Origin of the sequence: Corallococcus sp. AB045 (assembly GCF_003668895.1) — a bacterium.
Taxonomy (GTDB): domain Bacteria; phylum Myxococcota; class Myxococcia; order Myxococcales; family Myxococcaceae; genus Corallococcus; species Corallococcus coralloides.
In genome coordinates this window covers 1-20,715 of record NZ_RAWN01000033.1, presented here as the reverse complement: position 1 = coordinate 20,715, position 20,715 = coordinate 1, and the positions used below count along the sequence as shown (strand labels likewise).

The 20,715-nt window shown below is 70.8% G+C and carries 19 protein-coding genes and 1 pseudogene; 9 read left to right on the top strand and 11 right to left on the bottom strand.

Translation table 11 applies throughout. The annotated features are described in order from the left end of the window. Positions 1-7: 7 nt before the first annotated feature. The 5 genes from D7Y21_RS10775 to D7Y21_RS10755 all read right to left on the bottom strand — a co-directional run bounded on the left by D7Y21_RS10775 (position 8) and on the right by D7Y21_RS10755 (position 5,320). On the bottom strand, positions 8-2,002 hold the full coding sequence (locus D7Y21_RS10775; RefSeq protein WP_121712987.1) for a TonB-dependent siderophore receptor: 1,995 nt from the start codon (positions 2,000-2,002) through the stop codon (positions 8-10). Between the two features lie 137 nt (positions 2,003-2,139). Beyond that, entirely contained in the window at positions 2,140-2,286 is a 147-nt protein-coding gene (locus D7Y21_RS10770) for a hypothetical protein (RefSeq protein ID WP_233591739.1), read from the bottom strand. A gap of 151 nt (positions 2,287-2,437) precedes the next feature. Continuing rightward, on the bottom strand, positions 2,438-3,412 hold the full coding sequence (locus D7Y21_RS10765; protein ID WP_121712985.1) for a metallophosphoesterase: 975 nt from the start codon (positions 3,410-3,412) through the stop codon (positions 2,438-2,440). A gap of 51 nt (positions 3,413-3,463) precedes the next feature. Then, positions 3,464-3,814, bottom strand: a complete 351-nt coding sequence (locus D7Y21_RS10760) for a hypothetical protein (protein ID WP_120565218.1) — start codon at positions 3,812-3,814, stop codon at positions 3,464-3,466. 126 nt (positions 3,815-3,940) lie between these two features. Continuing rightward, positions 3,941-5,320 carry a hypothetical protein gene (locus tag D7Y21_RS10755; protein ID WP_121712983.1) on the bottom strand — a complete coding sequence of 460 codons (1,380 nt, stop codon included), beginning with the start codon at positions 5,318-5,320 and terminating at the stop codon, positions 3,941-3,943. Positions 5,321-5,397: 77 nt separating this feature from the next. On the opposite strand from D7Y21_RS10755, the gene D7Y21_RS10750 reads away from it, so the two are divergent. Further along, on the top strand, positions 5,398-5,856 hold the full coding sequence (locus tag D7Y21_RS10750) for a YaiI/YqxD family protein (RefSeq protein ID WP_120565220.1): 459 nt from the start codon (positions 5,398-5,400) through the stop codon (positions 5,854-5,856). An 11-nt stretch (positions 5,857-5,867) separates the two neighbouring features. Here D7Y21_RS10750 and D7Y21_RS10745 read toward each other — a convergent pair whose 3' ends face one another. Both D7Y21_RS10745 and D7Y21_RS10740 read right to left on the bottom strand, forming a co-directional pair. After that, complete coding sequence (locus tag D7Y21_RS10745; RefSeq protein WP_120565221.1) at positions 5,868-6,353, bottom strand: hypothetical protein; 486 nt, start codon at positions 6,351-6,353, stop codon at positions 5,868-5,870. A 112-nt stretch (positions 6,354-6,465) separates the two neighbouring features. After that, positions 6,466-7,800 carry an amidohydrolase gene (locus D7Y21_RS10740; protein WP_121712982.1) on the bottom strand — a complete coding sequence of 445 codons (1,335 nt, stop codon included), beginning with the start codon at positions 7,798-7,800 and terminating at the stop codon, positions 6,466-6,468. Between the two features lie 249 nt (positions 7,801-8,049). On the opposite strand from D7Y21_RS10740, the gene D7Y21_RS10735 reads away from it, so the two are divergent. From D7Y21_RS10735 to D7Y21_RS10710, 6 genes and pseudogenes are all read left to right on the top strand, one after another. Then, a complete protein-coding gene (locus D7Y21_RS10735) occupies positions 8,050-8,670 on the top strand; it encodes an outer membrane beta-barrel protein (RefSeq protein WP_120565281.1) in 621 nt (206 codons plus the stop codon). Positions 8,671-8,677: 7 nt separating this feature from the next. Continuing rightward, a pseudogene (locus D7Y21_RS10730) lies at positions 8,678-10,077 on the top strand (AMP-binding protein). A 1,136-nt stretch (positions 10,078-11,213) separates the two neighbouring features. Beyond that, positions 11,214-12,371: an acyltransferase family protein gene (locus D7Y21_RS10725; RefSeq protein ID WP_370038435.1), complete on the top strand. Its 1,158-nt coding sequence runs from the start codon at positions 11,214-11,216 to the stop codon at positions 12,369-12,371. A gap of 85 nt (positions 12,372-12,456) precedes the next feature. Beyond that, positions 12,457-13,197: a YqjF family protein gene (locus tag D7Y21_RS10720; RefSeq protein ID WP_120565224.1), complete on the top strand. Its 741-nt coding sequence runs from the start codon at positions 12,457-12,459 to the stop codon at positions 13,195-13,197. Positions 13,198-13,243: 46 nt separating this feature from the next. Then, positions 13,244-13,675: a DUF2089 domain-containing protein gene (locus D7Y21_RS10715; RefSeq protein WP_121712978.1), complete on the top strand. Its 432-nt coding sequence runs from the start codon at positions 13,244-13,246 to the stop codon at positions 13,673-13,675. A 6-nt stretch (positions 13,676-13,681) separates the two neighbouring features. Beyond that, positions 13,682-14,713 (top strand): hypothetical protein, encoded by a 1,032-nt coding sequence (locus D7Y21_RS10710; protein WP_121712977.1) that lies wholly within the window; start codon positions 13,682-13,684, stop codon positions 14,711-14,713. Positions 14,714-14,716: 3 nt separating this feature from the next. Here D7Y21_RS10710 and D7Y21_RS10705 read toward each other — a convergent pair whose 3' ends face one another. Together D7Y21_RS10705 and D7Y21_RS10700 are read right to left on the bottom strand one after the other, a co-directional pair. Continuing rightward, the gene (locus D7Y21_RS10705; protein ID WP_120565227.1) at positions 14,717-15,367 is read right to left on the bottom strand and encodes a hypothetical protein; all 651 of its coding nucleotides are present in this window, start codon (positions 15,365-15,367) and stop codon (positions 14,717-14,719) included. Positions 15,368-15,377: 10 nt separating this feature from the next. Further along, positions 15,378-16,205, bottom strand: a complete 828-nt coding sequence (locus tag D7Y21_RS10700) for an endonuclease I family protein (RefSeq protein WP_120565228.1) — start codon at positions 16,203-16,205, stop codon at positions 15,378-15,380. Positions 16,206-16,484: 279 nt separating this feature from the next. Here D7Y21_RS10700 and D7Y21_RS10695 point away from each other — a divergent pair, with 279 nt between their 5' ends. Further along, on the top strand, positions 16,485-17,447 hold the full coding sequence (locus D7Y21_RS10695; RefSeq protein ID WP_121712975.1) for a TIGR01777 family oxidoreductase: 963 nt from the start codon (positions 16,485-16,487) through the stop codon (positions 17,445-17,447). A 2-nt stretch (positions 17,448-17,449) separates the two neighbouring features. Then, positions 17,450-18,331: an alpha/beta hydrolase gene (locus D7Y21_RS10690; RefSeq protein ID WP_121712973.1), complete on the top strand. Its 882-nt coding sequence runs from the start codon at positions 17,450-17,452 to the stop codon at positions 18,329-18,331. 36 nt (positions 18,332-18,367) lie between these two features. On the opposite strand, the gene D7Y21_RS10685 is transcribed toward D7Y21_RS10690, so the two are convergent. Together D7Y21_RS10685 and D7Y21_RS10680 are read right to left on the bottom strand one after the other, a co-directional pair. Then, positions 18,368-19,438: a helix-turn-helix transcriptional regulator gene (locus D7Y21_RS10685; RefSeq protein WP_120565231.1), complete on the bottom strand. Its 1,071-nt coding sequence runs from the start codon at positions 19,436-19,438 to the stop codon at positions 18,368-18,370. 102 nt (positions 19,439-19,540) lie between these two features. Next, positions 19,541-20,635 carry a helix-turn-helix transcriptional regulator gene (locus D7Y21_RS10680; protein WP_158627271.1) on the bottom strand — a complete coding sequence of 365 codons (1,095 nt, stop codon included), beginning with the start codon at positions 20,633-20,635 and terminating at the stop codon, positions 19,541-19,543. Positions 20,636-20,715 lie beyond the last annotated feature (80 nt).

Here is a 20,715-nt window from a genome sequence, read left to right as displayed (position 1 = left end):
TGAGGAATCAGAACCGGGTGGAGACACCGGCCTGGAGGGTGCGGGGCGGGATGGGCAGGTCCGTTGGATTGCCCGCACCGGTGAGGTTGCTGCCCACTACGAAAAGCTGGAGCCCGCCCGCTGGCATGAGCCAGGCGACCCGGGCATCCAGGGAGACGGTGGGGCTGGCACGGTAGGAATCCGCCACACCGTCTCCGTTGGTATCGGGATGGAAGGGACGCTCGCCGGTGAGCGCGCCGCGCACGTTGGCCTCCAGGCCCCACTCGCGGTGGCGCCACGTGGCCTGCGCGGTGAGCCGGTGCCGCGCCTGGCCTTCCAGCGCGCGGTCCAGCTCCTGGTCGGTGCCGTCGGTGAGCGTGTAGCCCAGCTCCACCTGGATGCGGCCGGGCAGCGTCTGGCGCAGGCCCAGCTCGCCGCCGCGCACGCGGGCCCGGGCGATGTTGACGTACGAGTAGCGCAGGAAGTCGCCCTCGGACTGGAGCGACGCGGAGATCATGTCGCGCAGCGAGTGCTGGAACAGGCCCACCCACACCACGGAGTCACGAGTGGGGCGCGTCTCCACGTTGAAGCTGAAGCTGCGCGAGCGCTCCGGCTTCAGGTCCGGGTTGCCGCGCACGGTGTAACCCACGGAGGGGTTCTCGAAGTCGATGAGCAGGTCCTGGAAGCCAGGCGCGCGGTAGCCCCAGCCGTAGCTGCCGCGCACGGTGAGCCACGACAGCGGGTCCACCTTCAGCGAGAAGCGGGGCGTGAGCGCGAGCCCGAACTGCGAATCCACGTCCACCCGTCCGCCGCGCACCGCCACCAGTCCCAGGCGCTCCCACAGCGTCCAGCTGTCCTGCGCGTACAGGGAGCCGCGACCGCGCCGCCCGCGTCCACCGTCCAGCCGGTCCGACTGCAGCCATTCGCCCAGGTACTCGGTGCCCACCACCAGCGCGTGGCCGCCGCCGGGACGCGCGTCCAGCTGCGCGCCCACTCGGGCCTGCTGGTCGCGCGTGTCCTCCACGGTGTCCAGCGCGGAGGCGTTGCGCTGGTCGCGCAGGTAGCGCCGCTCATAGTGCCCGTAGGACACGTCCGTGCGCAGGTTCACCTTCCCACCCAGCCGCCAGGACGGGGACAGGCGCGAGGTGAAGGTGTTGTCGCGGGTGGCCCGGTCGAACACCGCGCCCGCGGCGCCCAGGTCCACGCCGCGCTGGATGCGGTGCGAATAGGACGCGGTGCCCTCCAGCGACAGCGTCTCCGTGCCACGCCAGTCACCGCGCGCGGACAGGTCGTAGCCACTCAGGCTGCTGCCCGTGGTGCCGATGTCCGAGGTGTCCAGGTCGTAGGCGGAGCGCCGCTGGAGTCCGGCGCTCATGCGCAGACCCCACGCGTCGCCGCGCGTCTCACCGGTGGCGTCCAGGTCCAGGCGCCCGAGCGTGCCGTACGCGGCGCGCAGGTCCGCGCCCAGGGTGCGCTGCGCGCGGCGGGTGATGAAGTTCACCACGCCCGCCACCGCGTCGCTGCCGTAGAGCACGGACCCGGGGCCCTTCACGATTTCGACCTGCTCGACGTCCTCCAGCGACAGGCGCGACAGGTCGATGTCGCCGTCCACCTTGCCGGTGACGCGCTCGCCGTCCACCAGCACCAGCACGTACTCCGGGGCCAGGCCCTGCATGGACAGCCCGGAGCCAGAGAAGCCCTGCTGCACCACGAAGCCCGGGCGCGCGTTCAACAGCTCCGACGCGTCCCGAGCACCGCTGGCGACAATCTCCGAACGGGTGATGACCTCGGTGGCCACCGGCGTCTCGCGCAGTCGCTCCTGCGTGCGGGAGCCCGTCACCACCGTCTGGAGCGCGGGCGGCTCCTCCACCGGAGGCGCGGCCTCCGCCGCCTGCGCGGGCTCCGCTTCGGACGGTGACGCGACCTGCGCCACGCCTCCATCCGCGGACGGCACGTCCTCCGCCCGGGCCAGGCCGGACAGGGCACTCCACAGCAGCGCGCACAGCCACCAACGCCCCGACATCCCACGTCCTCCCGGCACGAAAGCCGGGGGGCCTCCGCTCACGGGAAGCCTGTCGGGCGCTGGGCTCAAGGGCCTCGGGCCTCAGGAAACACACTGCCGCGAGCCCCTCACCGGAAGGCCCGTTCTTTCAAAGTGTCTCAGCCGCCATTGCCCCGGGGAGCACCGCCGCCTCGTGGCTCCGCCGAAGGCCCGGCCTCCAGCGGCACCACCTGCGTCCGGTGACACCGGCGGCACTTCAGCTCCACGCCGCCCGGCACCAGTCGCGCCAGCAGGCTGCCGCACATGCAGCGCAGCTCTCCGGCACTTCCCTGTGGCCCGCATCCCTCGTGCATCGCGGCTCCCTGCGCTCGATGGGGCCGGACGATATTGATACTGAATATCAAAGTCAAAAGACTCCCAGTGAACCCTCCAAGTGGGCGTTCAGAGGAGGACCGGCTACTTCGTGCCCGTCTTCGCCTCGGGGCGCGGGCTGGGCGCGGCGGCCTTCGGTGTGGGGAGCAGGGGCACCCGGCCTTCGGGGTAGAGCGCGGTGAGGCGGTCGCCGCGAAGCTCCAGCGCGGCCAGGTGGCGGCCGTAGTGGGTGCTGAGGCCGGTGTCGATGACGATGACGCGGCCGCCGAAGCGGACGGAGAGCCGGCCATCCTTCGACGGCGTGTGGCCCATCACCATGCGGCGGGCGCCGAAGCGCTCCAGCACCTGCGTGAGGCCCGCTTCCCACTTCGCCTCGTCGTCGATGGCGTAGCCGCGGAACCACACCGGGCCCTGCGGATCCACGCCGCCACCCGGCGCCTGTCCCGGCGTCAGGTCCTGCCACACCCAGCGGTTCACCTCCTCCAACGTGGTGCCGGGGACGCTGGGTGCCAGGCCGCCGTGGAGGAAGAGTGTGTCGTTGATGCGGATGACGGCGGGGTGCGAGCGCAGCCACTTCCCGTAGCGCCCGTCCGCGGCGTAGGCGGCGGAGTGGCCGTGGAGCCCCTTGGGTTCACCCGGGCCGTCAGCGACGGGGGACTGGTCCGCGAAGGAGGCGAACTCGCCGGGCGTGACGTAGCGCAGGTCCCCGCGCATGTTCATCAGCTCGTGGTTGCCCAGGAGCGGGTGCACGCGGCCGCCGGCCTTGCGCGCCTCGGTCTCCAGGCGCATGAGCAGCTCGAAGGCGTCACGGGTGTGGTCGCCCCGGTCCGGCAGGTCCCCGGTCTGCACCAGGTGCGCCTTGCCGCCAATCCAGTGGTCCTTCGCGTCGATGAGGCCCGCGAGCCGGAGCACTTCCTTCAGCGCATCCACATCACCGTGCACGTCCGCCACGGCGACGATGCGCTCCACGCCCGTGAAGACGAAGGGGTCCTGCGCCTTCGGGGCGGCGGCCCCCGTGAGCGCGGGCAGGAGCAGCAGGGACAGGAGAACGGGACGCACGGGCTTCCTTCCTTCGAAGAGGGAGGAAGCCTAGCGCACGTCCCGTCCGGCCTACGCGTTCGCGGCGGCGTAGATGTCCAGCAGCGTGATGCCCGCGACGGCGCCGGTGGCGGCGAGCAGGCGGCCCTTGCGCACGCCCGGCTCACGCAGGCCCTTGCCCATGGTGGCCAGGTCGAGCGCGTCACCGGCCACGCGCGCCCACAGCCACGGGCGCTTCTTCGCGGGGCTCAGCAGGGCCACACCGGCGGCGAGCTCCCGGGCGCCGTAGGCCCGCACCCACTTGTCCCCGCGCGAGATGCCGAAGAACCGGAGCAGGTTCCACGCCCCCAACAACTCCGTGACGCCCAGGCCCACGCTGAACCACCCCAGCGCGCGCGGCAGCTTGCTCATCACCTTCGCCATGACACCGCCTCCTTCAAGCGGAAAGGTCCGGTGGAAAGCTGCGGGTGTCCCCGGCGCACGCCAAGCCCCTTGGCTGTCCGGGCGCTGACGCATGTTGGGAGGCAGGCAGGCGACAGAGCCCCTGCCCTAGAGGGAGTTGCCGCGGAAGCGGGCCGGAATGGCTCGCAGGAACTGCGGATCCTTCCAGTCCCAGACGCGCTCCGGCGCGCTGTCCACGTCCACCGGCACGGAGTTCCACGCATGCACGTCGTAGGAGGTGGAGGCGCGCCAGTGGAAGACGAAGCTGAAGGCGGCCGTCGCGGCGAGCACGCCCACCAGGGCGCGATGCTGGCGGGGCGCATCCACCGCGAGCTGCACGGGGTACGCGAGGAAGACGGCCAGATAGGGCAGCACGTCCGTGAAGAAGCGCGGCCCCACGGAGTGCCCCGCCCACCAGACGGGGAACGCGGAGATGGCCACCCAATGCAGGAGCACGATGACGGCGAAGGCCTTCTCGGAGGGCTCCAGCTCCCGGCGGCGCCACCGCTGGACGAACCCCACCCCGGCGAGCACCAGGAACGGCGAATAGAGGAGCAGCCCGCGCGACGGGCTCACCAGGTTCGTGGCCAGCGCCATGAGGAAGCGCGAACCCATGACGTCCAGCGGGTGCGTGTAATACGGCGACAGGAGCGAGCCGTAGGTGTGGAGGTTGTACCCGCAGAACGGCAGCGCCACGAGCGCCGCGCCCGCGAAGTACGCGGGCAGCAGGCGGCGGAAGCGCAGGGCGAAGTACGCGGTGACGACGACCACGGAGAGGGAGTGCGTGGGCCGGCACACATACGCGAGCGCCACCGCGAGCCCGGCGAGGAACGCGGTGCGCGGCGTCTGCGCGGGCCTCGCCAGCAGCAGCACGACACAGGCGATGGCGAGCAGCCCGGGGCCGTGCTGCCAGAGGACGCGGCTGGCGGTGGAGTACGCCGTCGTCCCCAGCCCGAAGAGCAGGACGGTGACGAGCGCGGCGCGGGGCGACACGCGCCTTCGCAGCGCGACGAGCAGCACGCCCGCGGCGGCGCACACGTAGAACGAAGCGATGAGATTCTCGGTGCGGTGGAAGGAGCCCAGGTCCACCTTGCCGGTGCTCCGGAACAACTCCAGCCACGCCAGCGCATCCGCGCCGGGAGTCCCCAGGTGCGTGAGCAGCGGCCGTCCCAGCGAGAACAGCCCCTCCGCGGCCGCCAGGAACGGGAGCGCGGAGACCATCACCCCAGGCGGGTACTCGTAATAGGTGTGGCCGCCGTGGACGCCTCGCGCGTACGCGGTCGCCGGGGCGAACGACGGCGCGTACTCGTCCAGGTCGGCGTTGCCCTCGTGGAGGATGCTGGCCGCGGAGGGGATGGACCACAGCGAGTCCGTCTGCATCTGCACCTGGCTCGCGGTGTAGACCGCGAACAACCCCAGACACAGCAGCCAGGCCGCGAGGGACGAAGCCGCGAAGTCGCGGCGGGACGGGGAGGACGCCGGAAGCACGGAGCTGCTTCTAGCGAATCTCCGCTCCCCGCGCGCGGCCCGCGTCACGCGGGAGAAAATCAGCGAGGATGGTCCGCATGAAAATCTGGATCGATGCCGATGCGTGTCCGGGGCCCGTGCGGGACATCCTGCTGCGCGCCGTGCAGCGCGTGAAGGTGCCCATCGTCTTCGTGGCGAACAAGCCGCTGGCGCTGCCGCGCCTGGCGTACGTGTCCACCGTGCAGGTGGGCGCGGGGCTGGACGTGGCGGACCGGCACATCGCCACGTCCGCGGAGGCCGGGGACCTGGCCGTCACGCAGGACATCCCGCTGGCCGCGCTGCTCGTCCCCAAGGGCGTCGTGGTGATGGATCCGCGCGGGGAGCTCTTCACGCCGGAGACCATCGACGAGCGCCTGTCGATGCGGAACTTCATGCAGGAGCTGCGCGACAGCGGCGTGAACACGGGCGGCCCTGGCGGCTTCTCACCGCAGGACCGCCAGCAGTTCGCGGCCACGCTGGACCGCGAACTGACCCGGCTGGTGAAGCAGCAGGGCTGAGGCGTCAGAGCCTAATGGCCGGCGCCGCCGCTGCCCTCCGCGGGAGGCGTGCCGGTGGACGGCGCCACGGGGCTCGTGCCGATGCCCTTGTTGCGGTTCCAGGCCTCCGGGATGATGTCCAACCGCGCGCCGGGGTTCTGCGACGGCACGACTTCCGGGGCCAGGTTGTCCGCGCCGCGCATGTCGATGCCGCCCGAGCCGCCCGTGCCCGCCTCGTTGGCGTCCACGCATTTGAAGTCCTCTGGCTTCGAGGACCGCTGGATGCCCGTGCCTCCGGTGGCTTCCGCGTTGGCCTGGGCCTCGGCGCCCACGGTTCCGTAGAAGTTCAGGTCATGCTTGCGCTGCATCTCCTGCGTGCGAGGTGACTCCTCGGAGTCCCAGGACATCTCATCGCTGGCGAATGCCTCGGACGGGGACTCCTGTGGAACGGACGCGGTCTGCGTGGCACAGCCGCCCAGCAGGAGCGCGGTCATCGAGGCCATGAGCGGAAGCTTCATCAGGATGTCCTCCAGAAGTGTCGTCCGCCTCTCAAGTTGGAGGCACTCGCGGCGGGGGCAAGCGACGGGGAGCCAGCCGGGCCAGCGGCCCCGTTCCAGGCCGGGGCCTTATTCAATGGTCCACGGACGCATCGCCCCCGTGCAGACAGGCCAGCGCCGCCACGGCGAGTGACTCGCAGCCGCTGTGCAGCGACCCCTCGCGGTCCGGGGCATAGCGACCGGAGTGCGGCCCGGGGACGTGCGCCACCTTCTCCTGGGGCGTCGTGCCCGGCGCCTCTTCCCATACCTTTCGCGGCGTGATGCCCACGTACCAGTACGCGGTGGGCACCGGATGCTCCGGCCCCTGGGCGAAGAAGGGGAAGTCCTCGCTCGCGGTGCCGAGCACGCCCGGCACCAGCGCGTCGTGACCGAACCATTCCGCGTGCGCGTCCCGGACGCGGCGGAGGAGCTCCGGGTCGTTGCGGTTCACCGGCCCTCGGTTCAGGACCTCCACCTGGGGAGGCTCCGGCGCGCCCGCCGCCGCGGCCTCACCCTTCGCGATGCGTTCGATGGCGGCGAGCACCCGAGCCTGCACCGCGTCGTCTTCCGTGCGCACCGTCAGCTCCAGCAGCGCCTCCTCTGGAATCACGTTCGCGCGCGAGCCCGCCTGGAAGTGGCCCACCGTCACCACCGCGGCCTCCAGCGGCGACAGCTCGCGCGACACGATGGTCTGCAGTCGCAGCACCACACTGGCCCCGAGCACCACGGGGTCCACGGACAGCTCCGGCTGCGCTCCATGCGCGCCCCGGCCGAAGAGGCGGATCCGCACATGCGCGGAGCCCATCATCGCCACACCCTCGCGGTGCATGAAGGTGCCCACCGGCAGCGGCGCCGTGTGCTGGCCCAGCACGGCGTCCGGCGTGCCGAAGCGCGAGTAGAGCCCGGCGTCCAGCATCGCCTTCGCGCCCTGGAGGGTCTCCTCCGCCGGCTGCCCCACCACCATCACCGTGCCGCGCCACGCGTCGCGCGAGCGCGCCAGCACCGCCGCCGTGCCCACCAGACACGCGGTGTGGACGTCATGGCCGCACGCGTGCATCACCGGCTCACCGTCCTCCGTCCGCGCGCGGCTCGCGTACGGCAGCCCCGTCTTCTCCTCCACGGGCAGCGCGTCCATGTCCCCACGCAGGAGCACCGTAGGCCCGTCGCCGTTGCGCAGCAGGCCCACCACGCCGTGGCCGCCCACGTCCCGGCTCACCTCGTAGCCCTCCGTCTCCAACCGGCGCGCCACCTCGGCGGCCGTGCGCGCTTCCTGGCCGGACAGCTCCGGGTGTTCATGCAGGTCCGTGTAGAGCGCGTTCACGTCCGGCAGCACCGCGTCCAGGTGCGCGAGCACGCGCCGGGCGCGGGCCTGGATGCGTGAAGCGGTGGACGGGCCCGCGACGGACTGGGGGTGGGCGGCGTCGTTCATGGCGGAGTGCTCCCGTCCCGAACGCGAGGAGAGGTACCGCGGGCATCCGGGTATGGCTCAAGGTGGAAGCCGGGCGCGGGGCATCACAGGGGATGGGCAGGGAGGCAGGCAGGGGCCTGGCTTCGTGCGCCGCCGCCCCCGCCCTCCGGGGCGCCGTGGGCCTCCGGGGTACCGCCTGTCCGTTCGTTGTTCGCCCCTCCCCCGGAGACCACCTTCTGGCTGCGCATGAGACACATGGAGGGAGCGGTCATGAGGCGAAGCATCGCGTTGGGGCTCTGCATGGCAGGACTGACGGGTGGCGCCGCCAGGGCCCAGGACCCACCGCCGGACGCGCCCACGCAGGTGGGCCGGGTGGATTGGCGGGGCCCCTACTTCCTCCTCGGACTGGGCGTGGAGGGCTACACGGGCAAGCTCGCGCCCAACCTGGATCCAGGGCCGTCGTATGGCGTCGTCGTGGGCTACCGCGCCAATGACTACCTGGGCTTGGAGCTGGGCTACAGCGGCGGCGTGAGCAGCCTGTCCGTCGCGGACAGCTCCGACTTCTTCGGCACGCCGGACATCGTGCGGAACGGAGCGCAGGCGGCGCTCACGATTGGCTTCACCCCCACCCGGCTGCAGCCCTATGTGCTCGGGGGCATCGGCGTCGAGCGCTACTCGGTGCGCGAGGGCAACTTCTTCCGGTTCTTCGACGACACCGGGGGCTACGCGCCAGTGGGAGCGGGCGTGCGCTTCAAGATCAACCCCCAGCTCACGGCAGAGGTGCGCGGCAGCTACAGCTTCCTCTTCGGACAGGACTTCGCGCCCTCGCAGGACATTGGCGCGGGGGACGGTCGCTACGCGGGCGTTCTGATGATTGGCGGCAGCTATTGAGGTGCGCATGTCCGTCACGCTGATAGACCTGCTCGACGAACAAAGCCGCAGTCAGCACGGGGGCGCCCCGGGGCGTGGTGCTCAGCCACGGCAACCTGCTGCACAACCTGGGGCCATCTGCCGCGCCTTCCAGACGCGCGACGACAGCGTGGGCGTCATCTGGCTGCCGCCGTATCACGACATGGGGCTCATTGGAGGCGTGCTGGTGCCGCTGGCGCAGGGCTTCCACACAGTGATGATGTCGCCGCTGACGTTCCTCAAGCGGCCCCGCGCGTGGCTGGAGGCGCTCACCCGCTTCGGCGGCACCATCAGCGGCGGGCCCAACTTCGCGTTCGACCTGTGCGTGCGGCGCATCCCGCCCGCGGAACGGGGGGCGTGGACCTGAGCCACTGGGAGGTGGCGTTCTGCGGCGCGGAGCCCATCCGCCCGGACACGCTGGAGCGCTTCACGGAGGCGTTCGGACCGCATGGCTTCCGGCGCGAGGCGTTCTACCCATGCTACGGCCTTGCGGAAGGGACGCTCATCGTCTCCGGCGGCGCGAAGGAGGCCGCGCCCATCTTCCGCGACGTGGACACCGCCGCGCTGGAGGCAGGCAGCGCGCGGGCCCCCATTGGAGCGGCCCGGACGTTGGTGAGCAGCGGCGCGACGCTGCCGGATCAATCCCTGTGCATCGTGGCGCCGGGCACTGGTCGCGAGCTCCCGCCGGGCGAGGTGGGCGAGGTCTGGGTGAAGAGGCCCAGCGTGGCGAAGGGCTACTGGAGGCGCGATGAGGAGTCCGCGCAAGTGTTCCAGGCGCGGACCGCGCAGGGAGACGGGCCGTACCTGCGGCCCGGGGACCTGGGCTTCCTGGACGACGGAGAGCTGTACGTCACGGGGAGAGAGAAGGACCTGATCATCATACGCGGCCGGAACCTGTACCCACAGGACCTGGAGTCGGTGGTGGAGGAGAGCCACCCCGCGCTCAGGCCCGGATGCGGCGTGACTTTCGGCGTGGAGATGGACGGCGAAGAACACCTCGTCGTGGTGCAGGAGGTGGATGCACGCAAGTGGGACGGTGAAGTGGCGCCAGTGCTGGGCGCCATCCGAGGACGTCTGGCGACGGTGCACGAGGTGAGGCCCCGCGCGGTGGTGCTCATCGAACCTGGGAAGCCGGCCCAAGACCTCCAGCGGCAAGGTGCAGCGGAGGGCCACGCGGGAGGCCTTCCTCGCCGGAGCGTTGCGCGAGTTGCACGCCTGGTGCACGACCGCGCTCAACGGCGCGGACGCGCACACCGAGCGTTCAGCGAGGGAGCTCCGAGTCCTGGCACGTGTACCGACGCGCTTGGGAGCGCGGGTGGAGGACCTGGACGCCCAGACGCCCTGAACCCAAGGGGCCGGATTCGCGGGAGGAGCCGGAACAGGCACTGAGCGTGCCAGGCGCGACCAGGGCGCCGTCCGAAGCGAGAACCCGAGGGCGCCCGAGCTCCCGGACCATGATGCCCACCTCCCGCCCGACACAGCCCCAAAACCTGTCCGACAGTCGGACAGGTTTCCGCGGCCCGGACGAAGAGAAGGCCTCCCTGGGGCCGGCACTCCAAAACCTGTCCGACTGTTCGACAGGTTTCCGATGGCTGGAGCGGGAGCCCCCACCAACGGTCCACAAGACCGGTCCGACTGTCCGACAGGTTTCTGATTCCCGGGAGGCGAGGGGGCGCCCCCTCAGCCGCGGTTCTCCCAAACCGGTCCGACTGTCGGACAGGTTTCTGATTCCCGGGAGGCGAGGGGGCGCCCCATCAGCCGCGGTTCTCCCAAACCGGTCCGACTGTCCGACAGGTTTCCACCTTCCTGACGGGGAGGTGGCCTCCCCTGGTGACGGTTCCCAGAACCGGTCCGACTGTCGGACAGGTTCCCGCGGCTCGGGCGGAGAGGGGGGCCCCCACCCGCCGCGGATCGCAAAACCGGTCCGACTGTCCGACAGGTTCCCGCGGCTCGGGCGGCATGGGCTCCTCACCAGCCTCGGTTCTTCAAACCTGTCCGACTGTCCGACAAGTTTCCGCTGCTCGGGCGGCATGGGCTCCTCACCAGCCTCGGTTCTTCAAACCTGTCCGACTGTCCGACAAGTTTCCGCTGCTCGGGCGGCATGGACTCCTCACCAGCCTCGGTTCTCCAAACCGGTCCGACTGTCCGACAGGTTTTCGCGGCCCGGACGGCGAGCCAGCCGCGGTTCCCAAGACTGGGCTGGCAGTCGGACAGGTTCGTGAGGGGTGCCGCGGACGGGAGGAACTCGGAGGTCTCGAAGCCTGTCCGACTGTCGGACAGGTTTTTTCGGTTCGCCACTGACGGGGAGCCCTCAACGGGTTCTCACCTTCTCATCGCCCTGGAGCGCATTCGCTTCCGAGGGCCTGGCGCCTGGTCGGTCGGGCCATGGGCGCATCCGTGCGGGAGGCCTGCGCCAAACTCGTGGCCGGTGCGTCTGGCCCGACGCGTCCCGAATGGGCTGGGCAGCGTGTCACTGGCGGCCCGGGCGCGTCTTGCTAGCATCGGGCACATCCCCCCGCTGAAAGCTGACTCCGCTGAACGCCACCGAACCGCGCCATCTGGCCGGCCTGGACCTGCTCCGGTGCCTGGCCATCCTCGTCGTCGTCGTCTACCACTACCCCCGCCCCCAAGGCCCCGAGGCCTACCAGGCGTTCGCCAACTTCGGCTGGACGGGTGTGGAGCTGTTCTTCGTGCTCAGCGGCTTCCTCATCGGCTCGCAACTCCTGGAGCCGGTGTCGCGCGGTGAGACGCCGTCACTGCGGCGCTTCTACCTGCGGCGCGCACTGCGCATCCTTCCGTCCTTCCTCGTCGTGCTGGGCCTCTACCTCTTCGTGCCGGCCTGGACCGAACGGCCCCTGGTGACGCCCGCGTGGCGCTTCCTCACCTTCACGCAGAACTTCGGCCTGCGCATCAACGGCTTCTCCCACGCGTGGTCGCTGTGCGTGGAGGAGCACTTCTACCTGGTGCTGCCGCTCACCGTCCTCGCGCTGCGCGGACGCCTTCGCGCGCCGTCCCTCATCGCGATCGCCGCGGCCGTGATGGGCGGAGGCATGCTCCTGCGCGGTGGACTGTGGCTGCGGTACTTCTCCGAGCTCGGTCCCGCCGATCCAGGGTGGCGCGACTTCGACATGCTGCTCTACTACCCGACGTACGCGCGGCTCGACGGGTTGACGTGCGGCGTGCTGCTCGCGGCCTTGCGCGTCTTCCGGCCACAGGCCTGGGAGCGCTGGACTCGCGGCGCCCGCGCGCGGGGCCTGACCGTCGTGGGACTCGCGTGCCTGGGCGGCGTGCTCTTCATCAACGAGGAGCACTTCCGCTACCTCCCCTATGTCCTGCTGTCGTTCCCCCTGGCCGCCCTGGGCTTCGCGGCGCTGCTGATGGCGCTGGCGGGCCCCGCGGCCTCGCGCGTCTGCGCCCGCATCCCGGGCGTGAAGACCTTCGCGGTCCTGAGCTTCACCATCTACCTCACGCACAAGGCCGTGCAGCACGGAGTGCGGGACGCGCTGGCGCCCCATGGAATGGACGCGTTCCACGTCGTCACGTTGTTGGGTGGAGCCGTGGCGGTGCTGCTCGCCTCGCTCGCGCTGCACCATGGCGTGGAGCGGCCCGCGCTGAAGTGGCGGGAGCGGCTGGAGCGGGGGCTCACCTCCAGGAAACCGCAGGCGCAGCCCTCTGTTCCCTGAACGGCGGCCCGCGCTTCTGCTCGACAGAAGCCGCACAAGGGGGTGGCCCTGGGCCCGGGCGTCGCGTGCGCGCTAGACCTCGCGCATGCGCCCCTTCCTGACGGCGACGTGGCGGTACCTGCTGATGCTCAACTACGAGGTAGATCCGGCGGTTCTGCGGCCCCTCGTCCCCCGTGGCACGGAGCTCGACGCGTGGCAGGGCCGCACGTTCGCGAGCATGGTCGGCTTCCGCTTCCTCGACACGCGCGTGCGGGGACTCGCGGTGCCGTTCCACCGGGACTTCGATGAGGTGAACCTGCGCTTCTACGTGCGCCGCCTGGGCCCCGAAGGCTGGCGGCGCGGCGTGGTGTTCGTGCGCGAAATCGTGCCCCGGCTCGCCATCGCCACCGTGGCGCGTGTCCTCTACAACGAGCCCTACGTCGCGCACCCCATGCGCCACGCCGTGAACATGGACGGCGCGGACACCGGCGCGCCCGGCCACGTCGAGTACGCCTGGAAGTCCCACGGCCGCTGGCACCAGCTGTCGGCCCGGACGCTCGGCACACCGGCCGAGAGCGCCCCTGGCTCCCAGGAGGAGTTCATCACCGAGCACTACTGGGGCTACACCGCCCAGCGCGACGGCGGCTGCGCCGAGTACCGCGTGGAGCATCCCCGCTGGACCGTCTGGCGCGCCCAGGAGACCGCCTTCGACTGCGACGTGGCCCGCTTCTACGGCCCCGCCTTCACGGAGTGCCTCCGGGGCACGCCCCACTCCGCCTTCGTGGCCACCGGCTCGGAAGTGTCCGTCTTTCCTGGAAATGAACTCCCGCCCTTGCCAGCCCCGTAGAAATAAATATTCTCAATTCACAAATTGATTTTCTGAAGAATCCACCATGACGACCTCCAAGTCCGCCTGGCCCGTGCCCACCCGCTGCCCCGTCTGTGGAGGCGGCACCGTCATCGAACGGGTGCGCTGCGACGGGTGCGCGTCCGCGGTGGAGGGGCGCTTCACGACGGGCTGGGTGCAGCAGCTGTCGCCGGAGCAGCTCGCGTTCGTGCGCGTGTTCATCGCGTGCCGGGGGAAGATCAAGGACGTGGAGCAGGCGCTGGGCCTCTCCTATCCGACGGTGGTGTCGCGGCTGGACGACGTGGTGGAGGCCCTGGGCCAGGCGCCCGGAGTCCCGCCGCCTCCCACGCCTCCTGCTCCGCCACCTCCGCCCCGGGAGCGTGGCTCTCCGCGCCGGGCGCAGATTCTCGATGACCTCGCGGCCGGGCTCATCGACGCGGACGAGGCCGCTCAACGTCTCAAGAAGGCACGGGAGTAACCACCCATGATGGACCCTGAAGCCACGCCGTCCTCCGACGCCTCGTCTTCTTCGCGCGACGGCACCCAGCGCCACGCGATTCCGTGGGGACAGCACGCGGAGTTGGTGCTGCACGCGCCCGCCGCCACGCTCGTCGTGTCGCCGCTGCCGGAGGGAGAGAAGCCCTACCTGGTGACACACGGCCGGGTGGAGACGCGCATCCAGGAGCATGGCCGGGTGACGAAGGTGGAGCTGATGCCGCGCGAGGCCGGCTTCCTGTCACTGTTCTGGCGCCACGGCGGACAGGCGGAGCTGTTCGTGCCGCCCGACGTGCGCGCGAAGCTCCTGCTGGACGCGGGCGCGGTGCGCATCTCCGGCCTGAAGGACTGCGAGCTGGAGCTGAACACCGACGCGGGCACGGCGAGCCTGCGCGACGTGCACGGCAAGCTCACCCTGCGCACGGGCGCGGGACGGATCATCGGCGAGCGCGTGGGCGGCACCCTCCACGTCCACGCCGCCGCGGGCGCGGTGAAGCTGGACGTGGACGCGCTGGACGTGGGCGAGCACCGCATCGGGACGCAGGTGGGCGCGGTGGAGCTGCGCCTGGTGCCCGGGCTGGACGTGAACATCTCCGCCCATACGTCGCTGGGCACGGAGCAGACGCGCTACCCGTCCAACCCCCAGGCGGCCACGACGATCCTGCTGGAGACGGAGCTGGGCTCGGTACGCATCCGCGAGTCGGGCCGTTCACGCGGCGAGGACGCGGAGGGCTGGGAGGAGGACTCGCTGCGCTGGCAGCGTCAGGCGGAGCGCTGGCAGCGCCGCGCCGAGCGCCACGCGAACCAGTGGGCCCACGCCTGGGCGAACTCCTGGGGCGCGCCGCCCTGGGCGGGCCCGGGCGACCGGCACCACCGGCCGCGGCCGCCCGTGCATCCCCCGTCTCCGCAGCAGGCCCGGGGCATCCCCGACGACGAGATGCGCCGCGTGCTGGATCTGGTGGAGGCCGGCAAGCTCAGCGCGGAGGACGCCCAGAAGCTGCTCAAGGCGATGCAGCGGTGAGGCTCAGGCGCCCTGGGTGAGGAAGCGGAAGGGGCGCACGCAGTCCTCGCGGGTGCACCGGAAGAGGTAGCCCCGGCCGTTGTCGCCGAAGTCCAGGCCGAACGGCATCGCGGCCAGCTGCGCGACGAAGTGCATGGGCGCGTCACAGCACTCCGGCGTGGCCTCGCCGTTGAGCCAACCGGGCACGCCGCCCACCTTGCTCTCCGGCGCCTCCGCCTGCGCGCGGTCCAGCGCCAGGAGCTGCTCCTCGGTGGCCTCGTTGACGTCCACCGACAGGGCCTCGGTGTCCTCGGTGGCGGGCTCGAAGCCGAGCGTCCACTCCGCGTACGGCTTCACCGGCCCCGGCGGCGCGCTCACGGAAGGCGCGCCCGCCTTCACCGGCACGGCCGCGTTGGCGCCCTCCTCCGGGTCCCAGCGGAAACAGACGGTGTCGGGGTTCTCGCACTGGAAGACGTGGACCGACGCGTGCGGCGCCAGGTCCAGCCGTCCTTCGACGTGCGGCAACTGGAAGAGGAAGCGCTGGGGCCCGCCGCACATCGCGCAGGCGGGCCACTCCAGGAGCCCCGGCGCCTCGGGCGTGCCCCCCACCTTCAGCAGGGGGACACCGGTGCGGCCAGGGACGAGCGCCCACAGGGGCGCGAACGGACGGGACATGCCCCGGAGTCTAGAAGTCCGCGATGCGGTCGGCCAGCGACGCGTCGTCCACGAAGGGGTTGCGGTTCTGCTGGTAGGTCTCGATGGCGTCGTTGCGCGCCACCTCCGCCGCGTCCACCTTGTCCAGCGTGTTCCACTGCTTGAGCACGGCCTCGTCGTCCGCGGGGATGTGCTTGTTGTAGACGGTGGAGAAGTAGAACAGCGCGCGCGCCACGTTGCCCTTGTGCTCGTCGGGCGGCTCGAAGACGGTGCGGCCCTTCTCGTCGGTGCCGAACCTGGCGCCGTTCTCCTCCCACTTCACGTTCTTCACCGTGCCGAAGGGGTAGTTGCCGCGGATGGAGTTGGCCTTGCTGTCCGTGGGGAACAGGTGGTGCAGGTCCGCCTTCGCCGCGCCCGTGGCGCCCTTGGACTGGGGCCAGGTGTGCTCGGTGTTCATCACGTTGCTGTTGGGAATCTTGTTCGTCTGCACTTCCTTGCCCGTGTAGACGCACTTCACCTTGCCGTCGTGGTTATCGAGCGTGGTGAAGATGACCTTGCGCGCCTGGTTGTAGCCCAGGTCCTTGTGCTTGCTGACCGCGTCATGCAGCGCGTTGATCAGCGCCTGGTCCTTCAGCCCGTCGTAGCGAGGATCCGACTTGGGCGGCACGTCCTCCACCGGCACCTGCGGCGCGGGCACCGGCGTCGTGGGCGTCGTCGGGGCCTTCTTCGCCGAAGGGCCGGCCTCGAACGTGGAGACCGACGAGAACGCCTTCGGGGTGACACGGGCCGTGTTGGCCGGGGCCGACGCGGAGTTCGTCGAGGGGCGGGTCGCGGAGAGCGGGCGGGACGGGATGATCATGACGGCCCTCAGGATTCGAGGTGGGGGGATGACGCATTGTCGTCCGGACACGGGCCCGGTTGCGTGACGCGCCGCATTTTCCCTCCGAGCCGGTTGGTTTCTCCCGCCCGACCCGGGACATCCCGGGAAATGCCCCACCGCCGGGCTCCGGAGCCGGGGAAAAGCGGGGCTCATCGACGGCACCAGGACGGCCCGGGGGCCTGGCTCCGGGAGCCGGGCGGCCCGGACGGGGCGCACGCTATGCCTCCGGGTGTCGCACCAAATGAGGGGGTTTCGTTCATGAAGGTCGTGATTCCGGGTGGCACGGGACAGGTGGGCGCCCTGCTGGCGCGGGCGTTCACCGCGCGGGGGGATGACGTCGTCCTCATCAGCCGGGGAGGCCAGGGAGAGGCGCGCACGGTGTCCTGGGACGGGCGCACCCTGGGTGACTGGGCGAAGGAGGTGGACGGCGCCGACGCGGTCATCAACCTGGCGGGACGCAGCGTGAACTGCCGCTACACGGAGGAGAACCTGCGCCAGATGATGGACTCGCGGGTGGACTCCACGCGGGTGGTGGGCCAGGCCATCCAGCAGGCCGCGAAGCCGCCGCGCGTGTGGCTGCAGATGAGCACCGCGACGCTGTACGCGCACCGGATGGACGCGCCCAACGACGAGGCCACCGGGCTCATTGGCGGGAACGAGCCGGGGGTGCCCGCGTACTGGAAGCGCAGCATCGACATCGCGCAGGCCTGGGAGCGCACGCTGGCGGAAGCAGACACGCCCCACACGCGCAAGGTGGCGCTGCGCACGGCGATGGTGATGAGCCCGGACAAGGAGGGCATCTTCGACGTGCTCCTGGGCCTGACGCGCCGGGGACTGGGAGGCCCCGCGGGCAGCGGGCGGCAGTACGTGTCGTGGATCCACGGCCGGGACTTCGTGCGAGCGGTGCAGCTGCTGCTGGAGCGCGACGACCTGGACGGGCCGGTGAACCTGGCCTCGCCGAACCCGCTGCCCCAGCGGGAGCTGATGGCGAAGCTGCGCGAGGCGGCGCACGTGAGCGTGGGGCTGCCGGCGGCGAAGTGGATGCTGGAGGTGGGCGCGTTCTTCATGCGCACGGACACGGAGCTCTTGCTCAAGAGCCGCCGCGTGGTGCCCGGGCGGCTGCTGGACGCGGGCTTCACCTTCGAGTACCCCGACTGGGGGACCGCCGTGACGAACCTCGTCGAGCGCTGGCGCGCGGGGAGCGGCCCCGTCCGGAGCTGACCGTGTCCACGAAGCAGTACCGCGTCCGTTGGGGTCGCATCGCCGCGCTGGGGCTCGCGCTGGGCGCGCTGGGCACGGGCGGGTTCACGGCGGCGCGAGGCCTGCGCACGGCCCAGGCGCTGGTGCACCCGGCGCGCATCCCGGTGACTCGGCCCTCCGGCCCGGACGCGCTGCCAGACATGGAGGACGTGTCCTTCGAGGCCGCGGGGCGGAAGCTTCAAGGGTGGTACGTGCCGTCGCGCGACGGGACGGCGGTGGTGCTGGTGCACGGCTTCGCGGACAACCGCACGCGTGTGCTTTTCGAAGCCCGGGTGTTGTCGGAGGCGGGGCACGGCGTGCTGCTCTTCGACCTGCACGGCCAGGGTGAGAGCGAAGGCGACGCGATTGGCTGGGGCGACAGTGAGCGCGAGGACGTGCGCGCGGCCCTGGCCTTCGTTCGGGCCCGGCCGGACGTCACCCCGGGACGCGTGGGCCTGTTCGGATTCTCCATGGGCGGGACGACGGCGCTGCTGGTGGCGCAGGAGGACGCGCGGGTGAGGGCGGTGGCGGCGGCGGGAGCGTTCCCGGACCTGGCGGGGGACATGGGCTCGCACTACGGCCTGAGCACCTGGGCGGTGCTGTGGGGCCTGCGCCGGTCCGGCATCGACGTGGACGCGGTGAGGCCCGTGGACGGCATGTGCCGGCTGGAAGGCCGGCCGCTGCTGCTCATCAACGGAGGCAGCGACCCGGACGGTCCCCAGAAGCTGGACGGCCGCCTCTACCGCGCCGCCTGCGAGCCCCGCGAGCAGTGGCTGGTGCCGGAAGCGGCCCACGGCGAATACGCCCAGAAGGATCCCGAAGGCTACGCCCGCCACCTGCGGGAGTTCTTCGCCCGCGCGCTATGAGCGCTGTCCCCGGGTGACGAGCTCCAACCGGCCGTCTCACTCTCGGCGGCCCCTGGCGACGAACTCCCCGCGGCTGTGGATGCCGGTCTTCTCGAACAGCGACTTGATGTGGACCTTCACCGTCTCCACGGAGCACCCGAGCCGGGAGGAGATCTCCTTGTTCGCCAGGCCTTCGTGAAGACAGTCCGCCACGCGTGACTCCTGGGCGGTGAGCTTCTCCTTCCAGTCCGGGCGCAGCCAGTGGACCCGCTCGTGCATCCGCACCTGCCACAGATTGCGGCCCCCCCAGCTGACGGCGGAGGGACCGAACGTCACGTCCAGCCGGTCCGCGCCGCGCTCCAGCGTGAGGGACTCCAGCCGCGGATCCACCGCGACATCGAAGCGGGACAGCGCCCTCACCCGCTCCGCCCAGGCGCGGGGAACCCCGTCGCTGAGTTCATGGGACGGAAACCACCGCTCCAGCAGCGGAATGGCCGGCCCCGTGTCCACCACCTTCCGCCCCAGGCTGTTGAGCACCAGCACCGGGCTCGCCCCCATCGCGATGGCCTTCAGCAGGTCCCGCTCGAAGCGCACGGCGTAGAGTTCCTGGAGCCGCGCCACCGCCCGGGAGATGTACGGGATGATCTGCTGCAGGAACCACTGCGCCCGGAGCGTGAAGGGCCGGGTGGACTCCCGGTACATCGCGATGCCGCCCTTCAGGTCCTGCTCCGTGAAGAGGAGTGACGCCAGCACGCGCTTGAGCTTCAGCCCCGCGCCCTGGCTGCGCCGGAAGGTCTCCGTCTCCACCAGCGCCTGCCCCCGCAGCATCTGCTCGTCGCTGAGCACCAGGTTGGGCTGCACCACCGTGGCGCGGAAGACGAAATCCTCCTGCACCCACTCCGCGTAATCCTTGAGGAGGGGGTGGACGGTGTCTGTCTTCCACTGCAACCCCGCCGTCCCATCCGGGTTCGCGCAGCCCACCGCGAGGTGGTCCGCCTCGCAGAGCGAGAGGAGCGCCCGGGAGAGGGCTTCATAGACGTCCTCCAGCGTCCGGGCGTTGCCCAGCGCTTCCTTCAACTCCGCGACCAACGCCTGCTCACGCGACAGGAACTTCCGTGCCTTGCCCATGGGTACGACCCCCGTTTGCAATACCCATCAAGTATTACGAGGGCGGAAACAGGGCCCATCCCCCCAAAGAGGTATGGCGGGCCTGCCGGGCGTGGCCGCCTGCTACGCGCGGCGACCCTCGGTGAGGAACTTCATGCGGGCCCGGTCCCGGCCCCGGCTCTGGGTCCCGGTCTTCCGGTAGATGGCCTTCACCTGATCCTTCACCGTCTGCACCGACTTCTTCATCTGGCGCGCCATGTCCTGGTTCGACAGGCCCTGGTAGAGACCATCCGCCACCACGCGCTCCGCGGGCGACAGCAATCGCAGCCAGTCCTCCCGCAGCCAGTGCGGACGCTCGACGATGCGGACCTGCCACAGGGGATTGCCTGCCCAGGGGATGGTGGAGAGGGAGAACGTCACCTGCAATTGCTCTCCGTCCGCATCCCGCGCATCCCTGAGCAGGTCCGGGGGGAACATCCCCTTCACGCGCGACAACGCCTCCACGCGCTTCACCCACGCCTGGGGAATCCCCTGCGGCGTCAGCTCCGAGCGCGAGAACCACTTCTCCAACAGCCGCGTGGCCGCGTTCGTCCGGACCATCTCCCGGCCCCAGGGCGTCAGCACCAGCAGGGCCCCGGGCTCGACGGCGCTGGCCTTGAGCAGGTCCAACTCCAATCCCTGCGCATGGAGCTTCTGCACCCGGCTGACCGCGCGGTGGATGGCGGGCACCAGTTGCTGCAACAGCTGCTGGCTGCGCGCCGGGAAGGGCCGGGAGGCCTCGCTGTAGACCGCGAGCCCGCCCTTGAGGCCCTGCTGCTCTTCAATGAGCAGCGTCGCCATCACGTGCCGCAGGTCCAGCCCCGCCTCCACGCTTCGCTGACGGGTCTCCATGGCGTCCAGCTTCTGTCCCCGGAGCATCTCCGCCGTGCTCAACACGCGGTTGGGCTGGGCAATCGTGGCCTGGAAGACGAAGTCGTTCGTCACCCAATCGGAGTAGTGCTTGAGCAGGGGCATCGTCGTGCGGCTCGTCCACTGGAGCCCCACGGAGCCATCCAGGTTGGCGCAGCCCAGCGCGAAGTGGTCCGCCCGGCACAGCTGGAGGACACGCGCCTCCAGGACGTCGTGGATGTCCTTGTAGCTGCCGACGTCAATCAGGTCCGTCAGCAGCTCCGTCCGAATCGACTCTTCACGTGACGTGAATCGCAAGGCCCTACCCATGCGGAGTGCCTCCCCAGGCAATGCCATCCATCCCAAGCATGACACGGAGGAGCCCTACGGCTGGAAGCCCCTCCCCCACC

Coding starts and splice junctions, on each gene's coding strand:
- D7Y21_RS10680 (WP_158627271.1), bottom strand. CDS start 20,635: ATGGGTAGGGCCTTGCGATTCACGTCACGTGAAGAGTCGATTCGGACG.
- D7Y21_RS10770 (WP_233591739.1), bottom strand. CDS start 2,286: ATGTGCGGCAGCCTGCTGGCGCGACTGGTGCCGGGCGGCGTGGAGCTG.
- D7Y21_RS10710 (WP_121712977.1), top strand. CDS start 13,682: ATGATGGACCCTGAAGCCACGCCGTCCTCCGACGCCTCGTCTTCTTCG.
- D7Y21_RS10720 (WP_120565224.1), top strand. CDS start 12,457: ATGCGCCCCTTCCTGACGGCGACGTGGCGGTACCTGCTGATGCTCAAC.
- D7Y21_RS10735 (WP_120565281.1), top strand. CDS start 8,050: ATGAGGCGAAGCATCGCGTTGGGGCTCTGCATGGCAGGACTGACGGGT.
- D7Y21_RS10705 (WP_120565227.1), bottom strand. CDS start 15,367: ATGTCCCGTCCGTTCGCGCCCCTGTGGGCGCTCGTCCCTGGCCGCACC.
- D7Y21_RS10715 (WP_121712978.1), top strand. CDS start 13,244: ATGACGACCTCCAAGTCCGCCTGGCCCGTGCCCACCCGCTGCCCCGTC.
- D7Y21_RS10700 (WP_120565228.1), bottom strand. CDS start 16,205: ATGATCATCCCGTCCCGCCCGCTCTCCGCGACCCGCCCCTCGACGAAC.
- D7Y21_RS10750 (WP_120565220.1), top strand. CDS start 5,398: ATGAAAATCTGGATCGATGCCGATGCGTGTCCGGGGCCCGTGCGGGAC.
- D7Y21_RS10740 (WP_121712982.1), bottom strand. CDS start 7,800: ATGAACGACGCCGCCCACCCCCAGTCCGTCGCGGGCCCGTCCACCGCT.
- D7Y21_RS10745 (WP_120565221.1), bottom strand. CDS start 6,353: ATGAAGCTTCCGCTCATGGCCTCGATGACCGCGCTCCTGCTGGGCGGC.
- D7Y21_RS10775 (WP_121712987.1), bottom strand. CDS start 2,002: ATGTCGGGGCGTTGGTGGCTGTGCGCGCTGCTGTGGAGTGCCCTGTCC.
- D7Y21_RS10760 (WP_120565218.1), bottom strand. CDS start 3,814: ATGGCGAAGGTGATGAGCAAGCTGCCGCGCGCGCTGGGGTGGTTCAGC.
- D7Y21_RS10695 (WP_121712975.1), top strand. CDS start 16,485: ATGAAGGTCGTGATTCCGGGTGGCACGGGACAGGTGGGCGCCCTGCTG.
- D7Y21_RS10685 (WP_120565231.1), bottom strand. CDS start 19,438: ATGGGCAAGGCACGGAAGTTCCTGTCGCGTGAGCAGGCGTTGGTCGCG.